Source organism: Flavobacterium sp. HJSW_4 (assembly GCF_042436695.1).
In the GTDB taxonomy this organism is placed as follows: Bacteria; Bacteroidota; Bacteroidia; order Flavobacteriales; family Flavobacteriaceae; genus Flavobacterium.
Map to the genome: position 1 here is coordinate 54773 of NZ_JBHNPP010000010.1, position 13205 is coordinate 67977.

Here is a 13205-nt window from a genome sequence, read left to right on the forward strand (position 1 = left end):
TAACAGTGTACGAACAGAAATATATCGATAGAGAAAAAAGCTGGTTAGCATTTAATGCAAGAGTACTTCAGGAAGCTGCAGACAGTACGGTGCCACTTTTAGACAGACTGCGTTTTGTTGGAATTTTTTCAAATAATTTAGACGAATTTTTTAGAGTTCGGTACGCAGCCATTCGGCGATTAAGCCTTTCGGGTATTTCTGGCGAAAAATATTTAGGCGGTATTTCTGCCCACCAATTAATTAAAGATATCACCGAAATCGTAATTCAGCAACAATCTGAAAGTTTGCGTATTCTAGGAAATATTGAAGCGGAGTTAGAGTCTGAAAATATTTTTATTGTAAACGAAACACAGATTACCCCAAAACAAGAGTGTTTCTTAAAAGACTTTTACAACCAAAAATTAAGTCCAGAACTAGTAACTATTATCTTAAATGATTTGGCAGTTTTTCCAATTCTAAAAGATACTTTAGGATATTTGGCCGTTCGTTTAGAATTGGCTAATGATGAGGTTCGCTATGCTTTAATAGAAATTCCAAAAACCATCAACAGGTTTGTCGTCCTTCCTTCAGATGATGATAAACAATATGTTATTTTAATTGATGATGTTATTCGTTTCAAACTGAAAAACATCTTTAATATATTTGATTATAAGAGTGTTTCTGCTCACATGATCAAAATTACCCGAGACGCGCAATTAGATATAGACAGTGATTTGAGTAAAAGTATGCTCGAAAAAATCGCTTCTTCTGTAAAAGATCGTCGTATCGGAGAACCTGTTCGTTTTATTTACGACAATTTAATTGAAGAAGATACACTGCAATTTTTCTTAGATAAAATGAAAATTGTAGAAACAGATAGTATAATTCCGGGAGGAAGATATCATAATCGCCGCGATTATATGAGTTTTCCAAATTTAGGACGTTACGATTTACTGTATAAACCAAATGAGCCTATGCCGGTTCCAGGTTTAAGTTTGGAAGGTAGTATTTTAGAAAAAATCTCTAAAAAAGACTATTTAGTTCACGCACCTTATCAGTCTTTTTCATATTTGACTAAATTTTTGCGTGAAGCAGCTTTAGATCCGAAAGTAACAAGCATCAAAATAACTTTATATCGTTTAGCTAAAAATTCGCAAGTAATTAGTTCTCTAATAAATGCGGCTAAAAATGGTAAAAGAGTAGTGGTTCAAATCGAACTTCAAGCTCGTTTTGATGAAGCTTCAAATATTTCTTATGCTGAACAAATGCAGATGGAAGGAATTGAACTTATTTTTGGAATGAAAGGCCTAAAAGTACATAGTAAAATATGTGTGATAGAAAGATTGGAGGATGGTAAAAATCGTCGTTACGGATTCATTTCAACAGGAAATTTCAACGAATCGACTGCTAAAATTTATACCGATGTTACGCTTTTAACGTGTCATCAAGGAATTTTAAAAGATACCTCAAAAATATTTGAGTTTTTCGATATCAATTATAGAGTTCACAGATACAAACATTTAATTGTATCTCCTCATTATACGAGAACCAAATTCATAAAACTGATTGATCGTGAAATTCTTCATGCGCTTGCAGGTAGAAAAACACACATTAAGTTAAAAATGAATAGTTTATCTGATTTTAAAATGATCGATAAATTATACGAAGCAAGTAATGCAGGAGTAAAAATCCAGCTTCAAGTAAGAGGGATTTGCTGTTTAATTCCTGGAATTCCTGGAATGAGCGAAAACATTGAAGCAATAAGTATCGTTGATAATTACTTAGAACATTCGAGAGTTTATATTTTCGGAAATGCTGGTTTAACAGAAGTTTACATTTCGTCTGCCGATTTCATGACTAGAAATCTTGATGCAAGGGTAGAAGTAACCTGTCCGATTTATGATCTTGAAATTAAGAAAGAACTAATCGATAACTTCAATATTGGCTGGAAAGGAAATGTTAAAGTAAGATATCATTCGTACAAATTAGATAATAAATATAAGCCGAAAAATCATCATGCCCCATTTAGAGCACAATTTGAAACGTATAAATATTATCAGAATAAAGTAGCAATACTAGAAGAGGTTCCTCAAAAAGTAAATTAATAATAAAAACCAATTTTCAAATCATAAAGTGAGCATGATTAATATTAGGAAGTTTGCAGCGATAGATATCGGTTCGAATGCCATGAGGCTTTTGATCGCTAACGTTGTGGAACAAGAAGGAAAAGAACCGCAGTTTAACAAAAGTTCCCTTGTTCGTGTGCCAATTCGTTTAGGGCAAGATGCATTTACAGTTGGAGAAATTTCACAAGAAAATATAGATCGAATGGTTGATGCCATGAAAGCATTTAACCTTTTGATGAAAGTACATAAAGTAGAGCGTTATATGGCGTTTGCAACTTCTGCAATGCGCGAGGCTTATAATGCAAAAGAAGTAGTGGCTTTAATTAAGAAAAAAGCCGACATCAAAATCGAGATTATCGACGGTAAAAAAGAAGCGGCAATTATTGCTTCTACCGATTTGCATCATTTAATTAAATCAGACGAAACGTATCTTTTTGTAGACGTTGGAGGCGGTAGCACCGAGTTTACCCTTTTCTCTGACGGAAAAATGATTACTTCAAGATCTTTCAAAGCAGGAACGGTTCGTTTATTGAACAATATGGTGCACGATGTCGTTTGGGATGAAATCGAAAAGTGGATTAAAGTCAATACAGCCGATTATGACGAAGTAACATTAATAGGTTCTGGAGGAAACATCAATAAGTTGTTTAAAATGTCTGGAAAACAGCAGGAAAAACCACTTTCGTACATTTATGTTAACTCGCAATATGCCTTCTTAAATTCGTTGACATACGAGCAAAGAATTGCCGAATTAGGTTTAAACTCTGACCGTGCTGACGTTATTATCCATGCAACTCGTATTTATTTGAATGCAATGAAATGGAGTGGTGCGCGCCAGATTTATGTTCCTAAAATCGGACTTTCAGATGGTATTGTAAAAGCAATGTACTACGGTAAAATTTAATAATAATATATTTTTTTAATGAATAAAGGCAGACTAGAAGCTTTTAGTGATGGCGTTTTGGCAATCATTATTACCATTATGATTTTGGAAATCAAAGCGCCAGAAGGACATCAATTTGCAGATTTAAAACCGCTTATTCCTAAGTTTTTAAGCTATATTTTAAGTTTTATTTACGTTGGGATATATTGGAATAACCACCATTATTTGCTTCATAGTTTATCAAGAGTAAACGGAAAAATTTTGTGGAGTAATTTGCACTTTTTGTTTTGGCTTTCTTTGATTCCTGTATCTACAGCTTGGATGGGAGAACATAATTTTGAAAAGGCTGCAATGACAATGTATGGAGTTGTGCTGCTTCTTTCTGCAATCTCTTATATCATCTTGCAATATACAATTATGTGCAGTGAAGGTGTTAATTCTGCTTTGAGAGGAGCGCTTAAAAAAGATTATAAAGGTAAAATATCTTTAGTTTTGTATGTAATCGGAATCGTTACGGCATTCTTTAACCAGTGGGTTTCTGGAGCAGCTTATTTTACAGTTGCAATGTTATGGCTTATTCCAGACAAAAGAATTGGGAGAATTTTTGCTTCAAATGAATAGTTTATGAAATCTGTTTTTCAGTCCATTCAAAATTTCTCTACTGACGAATTAAGTCTTTTAGATGATTTAATTACATTTCGCACTTTAAAAAAAGGAGAACTTTTATTGACTGAAAATCAGGTTTGCAACGAAATAGTTTTTATCGAAAAAGGAATCCTCCGTTCCTTTTTTGTTAATCACAAAGGTGACGAAATCACGAATTGTTTTGCTTTTGAAAATGAATTTATGGCCTCTTTTGCCAGTTTTATTACAGAAGAAAAAGCAGAAGAAAACATTCAGGCGCTAACCGACACGCAACTTCAAATTCTTGATAGAAAAGGTCTGGAGAAGTTGTATCAATCAGGATTCAATTGGCAGGAAACTGGTAGAAAATTGACCGAATTAGAATTTGTAAATCTGCATAAAAGAATGGTTTCTTTTCAGAAATTGTCTGGTGCAGAGCGTTATCAAGAATTGTATCAGAATCATCAAAAATACATACAGTTAATTCCTTTGCAATATTTAGCTTCTTATTTAGGAATTACACCAAGACATTTAAGCCGAATTAGAAAAGCTGTTTTATAGGACATTTGTCTAGTAAAAGAAAATGTACGAAAAGTATTTTTGGAAAAACATTGATATGAAAAAAATACTGATTATAAACGGACATCCAAATGCTAAAAGCTTTAATTTTGGAATTGCTGAAGCTTATAAAAATGGAGCTATCGCTTCTGGCGCACAAGTAGAAACGATAACAATTGCCAATTTAAATTTCAATCCTAATCTGCAGTTTGGTTACCAAAAACGAACAGATTTAGAACCAGATTTATTAGAATCTTGGGAAAAAATAAAAAGCGCAAATCATTTAGTTTGGATTCACCCTGTTTGGTGGGGCGGACTTCCAGCTATTACAAAAGGTTTTATTGATCGATTATTTCTGCCCGGAATGGCTTTTCAATACCGCGAAAATTCTGTTTGGTGGGATAAACTGCTTAAAGGAAAAACAGCTCACATCATCACAACACTAGATCAGCCAAGTTGGTATTATAGATTTTTTTATGCTAGACCAAGTGTTAATCAGTTAAAGAAATCGACTTTAGAATTCTGCGGTATAAAGCCTGTAAAAGTGAGTTATATCGGAATTGTAAAAGGTTCTAAAGAAGAGCAAAGAAAAAATTGGCTTGAAAAAGTCTATCAATTTGGTTTCAAAAACAAATAAAAATTTGTCACAAATTATTGAAATTAGTGACCGAAATAAGAAATTATAGATTTATATCCAATCCAAATGTAGAACGTAAAAGTTCAATGTTTGGATTGATTTCTAAGAAACGATTGTATCGATCTTGATCATTCAAGGCTCTTTGTGTTTTAATCTCTTCGTTTACAACTACTTCAATCGTAATATCGTGATTATGTAAATGGCCTTTCAAGTGTCCTAATAATCCATTTATTTGACCTTCAAAGTCTAGTTTTGAGCCTTCATTTGGTAGCTCATAATAAATTGTAGTGCCTTTTAGAACCGGATCACTAATTAATAGAATCGATTCCATAATCTTAAAACCTTTTTGACCTAAACGTTCCGCATACTTGTTCCAATGAAGGCGCATATCGGTTTCGTTAAATTCTTCAGTTAGTAAAACAGAAGTAGGTTTAACGTAAGTTTTGCCGCTAGCTTCCATTTCTTTTTTCTTGCGAATACTTGCAAGAGAAAAAGCGGAAACCTTTGGTTTACCGTCTGTTTCTGTTTTTGGCGGTTCTTGAGCTTGAACTTTTGGAGCTTCAGTAACTTGTTGTGGTTGAGAAACGGCTGTTTTATTTTCAGTTGTAGCTGGAGAAACTTGATTCTCAGTTGCAACAGAATTTTCAACTTTCGGCTTTGGGCTTTGAACTTCTACAATAGAATAGCCTCCGTTTTTAAAGTAAACGGGCGGAATTATGAATTGCTCAGCTTTTTTTTTTCTCCATCAAAGTTGATAGAGGCTAATTGCATCAAGCATAATTCAACTAAAAGTCGTTGATTCTGACTTAATTTGTATTTTAAATCGCAGTCGTTTGCAATATCAATTCCCTTCAATAAAAATTCCTGAGAACATTTTTGTGATTGAGCTGCATACATTTGCTGCGCTTGCTCTCCAACTTCTAACAAAGCAATTGTTGAAGGTGTTTTACTCACTAATAAATCTCTGAAATGCGAAGCAAGACCAGCAATAAAATGATGTCCGTCAAAACCTTTAGCAAGAATGTCGTTATAAGCTAATAAAAGCTTCGGAATTTCATTTTCTAAAAGTAAATCGGTAATCGAAATGTAAGTTTCGTAATCTAATACGTTTAGATTTTCAGTTACGGCTTGACGTGTTAAGTTGGTTCCGCAGTACGAAACTACACGGTCAAAAATAGACAAAGCATCACGCATTGCGCCATCTGCTTTTTGAGCAATAATGTGCAGTGCATCATCTTCAAAGACGATTCCTTGACTTTCAGCAACATCTGCCAAATGTTCTTTAGCATCTTTTACTGTAATTCTTTTGAAATCAAAAATTTGGCAACGAGATAAAATCGTTGGAAGAATTTTGTGTTTTTCTGTTGTTGCTAAAATGAAAATTGCATGTTTTGGCGGTTCTTCTAATGTTTTAAGAAAAGCATTAAAAGCGGCCGAAGACAACATGTGGACCTCGTCAATGATATATACTTTGTATTGTCCAGTTTGTGGCGGGATTCGAACCTGATCGATAAGGCTACGAATATCATCAACCGAGTTGTTTGAAGCAGCATCTAACTCAAAAACGTTAAATGCAAAATCTTCAGTAGGATCGTCATATCCAGGCTGATTTATTTTTCGAGCCAAAATACGAGCGCAAGTCGTTTTACCAACTCCACGCGGTCCTGTAAATAAAAGAGCAGAAGCCAAGTGGTTGGTTTCTATAGCATTCAACAAAGTGTTGGTAATGGCTTTTTGCCCCACAACATCCTTAAAGGTCTGCGGGCGATATTTACGTGCCGATACTACAAATTGTTCCATATTCTTTTTTATTCGATAGCAAATATAGGCTATAATTTAATGATTTAAAAATTTAAAAATTGAAAGATTTTTAACTGGTTGAATAGGAGAAAGAAAAAAATATTTTCTCTTAGATTTGAAAAAAAAGTAATAGTTTTATTGCAAAATATTAATAGCTTATTTATTATTAATTAGGAAAAATGAACGCAAAACAAATTGTCAGATTAAGTAATATCATTGGAATCGCATCTATACTTTTATTAGTTTATTGGGTGTTTACATTTATTGTAATTCAGGTTTTTGGACTAAAAGTGTTTAGAGAAAACATGACAGAAAGTTTTTATCTGAGCATCCTCGGAATTCTTGCTCTTATGGCCGGATCTCTAATCGTTAATATGATGTTTAATTTGACAAGAATTGCTGAAAGAAAAAATGAAGACGAAACAAATGCAAAATCAAACAGGCGCAAGTTCCTTACGTTACTTTTAATTTTTCCAATAATCTTAATTATACTTTTTGGTGGTGATTATTTGACTTCAGAAAAAAAAGAAAAAATGTTAATTAGTTCTGCCAAGTCAGTTGTAGAATCGAATAAACCAAATAGCGATAAACTTTTAAATTATACTTTTTCTAAAGCGTACATTAAAGAAACAACTGGAATTTTAAGAGTTTTGTCTGATACAGATAAAAACTTTCCGAGTGTAACCTTAATTGTAAAAGATTCAATTAATGGTTCGTCTGTTTTTCTTGGATTTAGCGCTTATTATAATGAAAGTTTAGATAGTGATACGATACAGCCTCAGAAAGTAAATTATATTTATCAAACTACTAAAGAAGAAAGAGTTTATCTGAATGAAGTCTTTAATAAAAATAATGATGAAATAAGATATAGCTCAAGTGATGGGAATTATGAGTTGTTTTATCCGTACAGAAAAAATGGAAAAACAATCATAATATATTTCTCTGAACAACAGCGATATGGTAAATTAGGAAGCTGAAAAACTTATAAAACTCACCATAATATCATATAATCTTTTGATAGTTAATCTTTTTAATTTTAAAAAAGTTAATTATTAAAAGAAAGTATTATGAAAATGAGATCCATTTTATTAGGAATGTGCCTTAGCATTGCTTTGGTATCATGTAAGCCTAACGATGCAGATATTGAAAAAGCAATACAAGAAAAACTTGGCGATGAAACATCTATACAGGTTACTGTACAAGATGGTGTCGCAACGATAACGGGAACTTGCGAAGATGAAATTTTCAAGAAAAATATTGAAAAAAGTGTCCGATCAACAAAAGGTGTGAAATCTGTTGTGAATACTTGTGAACTTGCTAGAGCCAATCAGGAACCTGCCGCAGCAACTGTGGTGATTAATTCGGATGCTGAATTAGATAAATCAATTCACAAAGTAGTAGATGCTTACGATGGTGTTAGCGCAACTGTTGTTGGCGGCGTTGTTACGCTTTCGGGAGAAATTAAGAGAGATAAACTGCAGCCTCTTATGCAAAGCATTCAGGAATTGAAACCTAAAAAAGTCGATAACAAATTAATCATAAAATAAGTTGTTATGAGTTTACAAGATAAATATAAAGAAGTAGCCGATTTAGCCTCTCAATTAGGAATTGAAAATCTGCAGATACGAGAGCAGGATAATGTCTTATACATTGATGGAAAAGCAAAAACTGCAGCCGATAAAGACAAACTTTGGAAGGCTTACGAAAAAATAGATCCAGATTACAGATCTGCAGATGTTGTTATGAATATCGAAGTTGAAGAAGGTGTTTCGAGAGAATATACAGTTGAAAGAGGCGATTCTCTTTCGAAGATTGCAAAAGCTTATGGAGTTACATGGCAAGATATTTTCGAAGCCAATAAAGATATTATTTCTAATCCTGATTTAATTCAGCCAGGTTGGAAATTGAAAATACCAACAACGTAATTTTAGTTTATGCTGTTTGTTAAAAAGTCCGTCTTTATGATGGACTTTTTATTTTATGCCATTCTGAGCAACGAAGTAATTTTAGTTTCTCAGAATGACATAGATTATTGAATCGTTTTTTGTTCTCATTTGTTTTTTGTTTGATTTAAAAAAGATATTTCTTCAGAAAAACTACCTTCCTCTAATGCTTAAATCAAATAAAAATTTTGCTGTTTCCTGATCTGAATCTGCAGAAAAGCCAGCGACATAGACTCCTTTTTTACCCGAAGTCGATTTAATTCCGTATACAACTGCCTCATCCGCTGGGTCTGAATTACCCTCGTATCGATACACATGAACAATTTCAAATTTCTCAGGATTCTTTTTAATCGCGTCTGAATTTCGATTAAAATCGCACGTAAATCCTTTTTCATTCAATTGATCTAAAGCCTTTGAAACAGTTGCGTAATGATACATTCTTTTCATGTTAAACTGAATTTAAATTATAGATTTCTAAAGATAACTATTTTAGAATTAAAAAGTTATGATAAAATTCATAAAATCGGAAATTTAAAATCATTATTGTTAGTTCTTAAATCGCTACTTTTGCAGCGCAGACCGCCTTATCGTCGTCCGCCTCGGCGGAGGGAGGAAAGTCCGGACACCATAGAGAAGCATAGCGGGTAACGCCCGTCGGCTCCGATTTATCGGAGTTAGGACAAGTGCAGCAGAAAGTATGTACAGGTAATGCTGTAGTGAAACCAGGTAAACTCTATGCGGTGAAATACCAAGTATATCGGCATTTAAGGGCTTCTCGTTCGTTGCCGAAGGGTAGGTAGATTGAGTCCAGTAGCAATGCTGGATCTAGATAAATGATAAGGTATTGTTTTGTTGTAAAATAAGACAAGAACAGAATCCGGCTTACAGGTCTGCATTTTTTATATATTTGTGAAACTAACTAACCATTTCATGAATATTACCACTCCTAATTCTTCTTCAAAACTTAAAAAGAGTCTTTTTAGAACAGTTGTAACCAATCTTACTTTTTGGGTTTTAATAGCCATTATTGCTGGCGTTTTGGTCGGACATTTTTCTCCCGAAAATGGTGTGAAAATGGAGTTTCTTGGAAAGAAATTTATTCAGCTTATTTCTCTTTTTATAGGTCCGATTATTTTCTTGACAATCGTTTTAGGGATTTCTGGAATGGGAAATCTAAAGAAAGTAGGACGTATTGGCGTAAAAGCTTTAACTTATTTTGAAGTGGTTTCGACCGTTGCATTGGCAATTGGTGTGACTGTCGCTTATATATTTAAGCCTGGAAAAATTGATAAATCGGGTTTGACTTTTGGTGATGCGAGTCAGTATACAAATGGCGCAGCAAAGGATTTTTCTTGGTTGCAGTTTTTCTTATCCAATTTTACGCTTCAGGTTTTATTGGCAGCAATTATTTGCGGAATCGCATTGAATTTTTATCAGAAAAGAGAGCAGACTATTTTGGTTCTGGAGAGATTTTCAAAAGTAGTTTTCTTTGGTTTAAAGTACGTTATGTATCTTGCTCCAATTGGTGCTTTTGGCGGAATGGCGTACACAATAGGTAAATTCGGTTTAGCAACTTTGATTCCGCTAGGAAAATTGATGCTTTGCGTTTATTTGACTATGGTGCTTTTTGTCTTTTTTATTTTAGGAAGCATTTTGAGATATTATAAAATAAGTATTCTTTCGATTTTAAAATACATTAAAGAAGAACTTTTATTGGTTCTAGGAACTTCTTCATCGGAAGCTGCTTTGCCAAGTATTATGGTTAAATTGGAAAGAATGGGGTGCAGTAAATCGGTTGTGGGATTGGTGATTCCGACGGGTTATTCATTTAATTTGGATGGAACTTCAATTTATCTTTCTATGTCTGTGCTGTTTATCGCGCAATTGTACGACGTGCATTTGACTTTCTTCGAGATCATGACCGTTATCGGAATTTTGATGATTACTTCGAAAGGCGCAGCTGGCGTAACAGGAAGCGGATTTATTGTTTTAGCATCAACTTTAACCGCTTTGCATAAGATTCCTGTTGAAGGTTTAGCATTTTTATTGGGCGTAGATAAATTTATGAGTGAAGCCAGAGCGATCACCAATTTAATAGGAAACACAGTCGCAACAATTATAATTTCGAAAACAGAAAGAGATTTTACTGAGTTGAATCTTGATCCAGTCGTGGAGTGATTTTGCTGCAAAGACGCTAAGTCGCAAAGTTTTTTTAAATTTTGCTTTGACACAAATAAGTTAAAATGCCTTTGCGACTTAGTGCCTTTGTGGCAAGTGCTTTAGCTTTCGTCTTTTGTAGTTTTTACTAGACCAATGCCTGACATAAAAAAGACAATTCCTAATATTCCATAAATAATAAGCGATTTAATATCTCTTGTTCCTCCAGATGTGCCAGCAAAAATAACGGCTGTATAAATAAGTCCTATAATTCCGAGGATTGTAAGTAACCCACCGAAAAATCTTTTTAGGTTCATGATTGTTAGATTTAAAAGTTCTCTAACAAATTTAAATTCTGAAAGGTTAATTGCTGTTATACAATTGTTTGATGAAATTATATGATTTGCAGGAACTATTTTTCTATTTTAAATTCTAATCCAATATTTCGAACACTTTCAATTTTGATTTTCGGATCTGAGTTGAAATATTTTCTCAATCTGCTGATAAAAACATCCATACTTCTTCCAGAGAAATAATCGTCTTTTTTCCAAACTGACATCAAAATTTGATCTCTTTTTAATAGCTGATTATGATTGAGATATAAATATTCGATAAGAGAAGCTTCCATTTCTGTGAGCTGCTGAACGTGGTTTTTATTGTTAAGCGTTAAACGTTCGTTATCAAAAATATACGAACCAATTTCGATTATGTTATTTCCTTCAAGACTTCTCTTTTGTTCAATTCTTTTTAGGATATTTTGTAAACGCAGCACCAATTCGTCAACTTCAAAAGGTTTTGCGATATAGTCGTCTGCACCCAATTTTAAGCCAATTATTTTATCTTCTTTTAGCTTTCTTGCTGTTAGAAAAATAAATGGAATTTCAGGATTGATATTAATTATTTTTTCAGCCAATGAAAATCCGTCCATTTTTGGCATCATCACATCAAAAATGCAAATGTCAAAAGTTTGGTTTTTAAAATAGTCCAAAGCTATTTCGCCGTTTTCTGCCCAGATTACTTCAAATTGATGCAATTCTAGATATTGTTTTAAAATCGCCGCAAAGTCAAAATCGTCTTCGGCTAAAAGTAATCTTTTCAAAATAAGGGAATTAAACTTTTAATAAAATAGTAAACTGAGTTCCTTTTCCTAAATCGCTAATCACGTTTACAGAACCCTGATGTGCTTTTACGATTTGGTCAACATAATACAATCCTAAACCTAAACCTTTTGTATTGTGCAGGTTTCCTTGCTCGACACGATAAAACTTCTCAAAAAGAAAGGCTTGTTTGTTTTTGGCGATACCAATTCCGTCATCTTCAAAACTGATTGAGAATTGTTTCTCGACAATTTTTGTTTTTACTGTAATCGTGTTTGAACCATATTTTACAGCATTTTCCAAAACATTTAAAAAAGCAGTTGTCAAATGAAATTTATCTAAAACCAAAATAGTTTTCTCTGTCTGAAAATCGGTTTTAAGAGTGATTTTTGGAAAAGTAATTTTAAAATCATTCACAATAGAAAGCAGAAAATCTTCGGCTTCTATTTTTTCTTTCTGTAATTCAATTTCGTTTTCAGCCAATGAATTTGCCATAACCTGATCAATCAGATTCTGAAGACGATTATTTTGGCGTGAAATAGTGTTTACAATCGAATTGAAATTTTCATCGTTGTCACGAATGTTTTTCTGCGCTAAAATCTTTGTTGAGATTCCTAAAGTTGCCAAAGGCGTTTTTAGTTCGTGCGTAATATTATTGATGAAATCTGTTTTAACGTCGCTTACTTTTTTCTGTTTTATTAAGGCTTTAATCGCAATTACAAAAAGGCTAATTAAGGTTGCAATCGAGAAGAAGGAAAGAATCAGAATAAAAGTCATTCGTCTTAGAATAATCATTTCCCAATCAATAACAGAAACGTACATTGAATCTTCGGTCAATAATTTATATTCCTCATTTTCAAAAGTTCCGTTTGTGGTTCCGACATAACTTCGTACTAAAAAAGCATGATTTAATGAAGCAAGATTTCCGTATAATTTGTTTTGGATAAAAGGCTTTTCAGAGAAAATAGTATCTGTTTCTTGTTCGTTGTAAAGAATAAATTTATTTAGAACAATGGCAAAATCGATTTTAAAATCGGGTAAATCTCTTTCAAATTTTCTTTGGATTTTCTGTGTAATCGCGCTCTGAAATTCTGTTTTCAAAACTCCATTTTTAATATCCAATTTGCTCTTTTTTCCTTTCATGTATTTTTCTGAAAGGCTTTTGTAAAGCATTTCTTTTCTAGAAACCAAAGCCGAATCGATATCGCTGTAATTATTGGTAATCGCGCCAATTTCGTTTTTAATCTGCGTATGAAACTGCGCCACTTTATATTCGTAAGCGGTCTTTACCAAATAGCATTGCACCGTCATAAGTACAATTAGGGCTACGACAGAAAATGCGATTAATAAATTGATTCTTTGTTTCATATTGGTTTGAAATGCTGTTTCAAAAATACAGCT

Annotated in this window: 15 protein-coding genes and 1 other RNA gene; 10 read left to right on the plus strand and 6 right to left on the minus strand. The window is 33.2% G+C overall.

Annotated elements, in window-relative coordinates; translation table 11 throughout:
- Nucleotides 1-5 precede the first annotated feature (5 nt).
- Genes ppk1 through ACE01P_RS11535 form a run of 5 tightly spaced genes read left to right on the plus strand, consistent with a single transcriptional unit; the run spans nt 6 to nt 4807 of the window.
- Nucleotides 6-2084 (plus strand): polyphosphate kinase 1, encoded by a 2079-nt coding sequence (gene ppk1 / locus ACE01P_RS11515; protein WP_379697691.1) that lies wholly within the window; start codon nt 6-8, stop codon nt 2082-2084.
- Nucleotides 2085-2118: 34 nt separating this feature from the next.
- Entirely contained in the window at nt 2119-3009 is an 891-nt protein-coding gene (locus ACE01P_RS11520) for a Ppx/GppA phosphatase family protein (protein WP_379697694.1), read from the plus strand.
- Nucleotides 3010-3027: 18 nt separating this feature from the next.
- Entirely contained in the window at nt 3028-3609 is a 582-nt protein-coding gene (locus ACE01P_RS11525; RefSeq protein WP_379697697.1) for a TMEM175 family protein, read from the plus strand.
- Between the two features lie 3 nt (nt 3610-3612).
- On the plus strand, nt 3613-4173 hold the full coding sequence (locus ACE01P_RS11530) for a Crp/Fnr family transcriptional regulator (protein ID WP_379697699.1): 561 nt from the start codon (nt 3613-3615) through the stop codon (nt 4171-4173).
- 55 nt (nt 4174-4228) lie between these two features.
- A complete protein-coding gene (locus ACE01P_RS11535; RefSeq protein ID WP_379697701.1) occupies nt 4229-4807 on the plus strand; it encodes an NAD(P)H-dependent oxidoreductase in 579 nt (192 codons plus the stop codon).
- Between the two features lie 43 nt (nt 4808-4850).
- On the opposite strand, the gene ACE01P_RS11540 is transcribed toward ACE01P_RS11535, so the two are convergent.
- Entirely contained in the window at nt 4851-5267 is a 417-nt protein-coding gene (locus ACE01P_RS11540) for a DNA polymerase III subunit gamma/tau (RefSeq protein WP_379697705.1), read from the minus strand.
- A 254-nt stretch (nt 5268-5521) separates the two neighbouring features.
- On the minus strand, nt 5522-6607 hold the full coding sequence (gene dnaX, locus ACE01P_RS11545; RefSeq protein ID WP_379697708.1) for a DNA polymerase III subunit gamma/tau: 1086 nt from the start codon (nt 6605-6607) through the stop codon (nt 5522-5524).
- A gap of 179 nt (nt 6608-6786) precedes the next feature.
- On the opposite strand from dnaX, the gene ACE01P_RS11550 reads away from it, so the two are divergent.
- The 3 genes from ACE01P_RS11550 to ACE01P_RS11560 all read left to right on the plus strand — a co-directional run bounded on the left by ACE01P_RS11550 (nt 6787) and on the right by ACE01P_RS11560 (nt 8532).
- Nucleotides 6787-7584 carry a hypothetical protein gene (locus tag ACE01P_RS11550; protein WP_379697711.1) on the plus strand — a complete coding sequence of 266 codons (798 nt, stop codon included), beginning with the start codon at nt 6787-6789 and terminating at the stop codon, nt 7582-7584.
- Between the two features lie 90 nt (nt 7585-7674).
- Nucleotides 7675-8154 (plus strand): BON domain-containing protein, encoded by a 480-nt coding sequence (locus ACE01P_RS11555; protein WP_379697714.1) that lies wholly within the window; start codon nt 7675-7677, stop codon nt 8152-8154.
- Nucleotides 8155-8160: 6 nt separating this feature from the next.
- Nucleotides 8161-8532 (plus strand): LysM peptidoglycan-binding domain-containing protein, encoded by a 372-nt coding sequence (locus ACE01P_RS11560; protein ID WP_379697717.1) that lies wholly within the window; start codon nt 8161-8163, stop codon nt 8530-8532.
- Nucleotides 8533-8703: 171 nt separating this feature from the next.
- Here the strand turns inward: ACE01P_RS11560 and ACE01P_RS11565 are convergent, their stop codons facing one another.
- Nucleotides 8704-8997, minus strand: a complete 294-nt coding sequence (locus tag ACE01P_RS11565; protein ID WP_379697720.1) for a hypothetical protein — start codon at nt 8995-8997, stop codon at nt 8704-8706.
- 124 nt (nt 8998-9121) lie between these two features.
- On the opposite strand from ACE01P_RS11565, the gene rnpB reads away from it, so the two are divergent.
- An RNA gene (gene rnpB / locus ACE01P_RS11570) (RNase P RNA component class A) lies at nt 9122-9451 on the plus strand.
- A 29-nt stretch (nt 9452-9480) separates the two neighbouring features.
- A complete protein-coding gene (locus tag ACE01P_RS11575) occupies nt 9481-10728 on the plus strand; it encodes a cation:dicarboxylate symporter family transporter (RefSeq protein WP_379697722.1) in 1248 nt (415 codons plus the stop codon).
- A 101-nt stretch (nt 10729-10829) separates the two neighbouring features.
- Here ACE01P_RS11575 and ACE01P_RS11580 read toward each other — a convergent pair whose 3' ends face one another.
- The 3 genes from ACE01P_RS11580 to ACE01P_RS11590 form a co-directional block, all read right to left on the minus strand.
- Entirely contained in the window at nt 10830-11024 is a 195-nt protein-coding gene (locus ACE01P_RS11580) for a hypothetical protein (RefSeq protein WP_379697724.1), read from the minus strand.
- Nucleotides 11025-11119: 95 nt separating this feature from the next.
- Nucleotides 11120-11806, minus strand: a complete 687-nt coding sequence (locus ACE01P_RS11585; protein ID WP_379697727.1) for a response regulator transcription factor — start codon at nt 11804-11806, stop codon at nt 11120-11122.
- Between the two features lie 10 nt (nt 11807-11816).
- On the minus strand, nt 11817-13172 hold the full coding sequence (locus tag ACE01P_RS11590) for a sensor histidine kinase (protein ID WP_379697730.1): 1356 nt from the start codon (nt 13170-13172) through the stop codon (nt 11817-11819).
- Nucleotides 13173-13205: the final 33 nt, after the last annotated feature.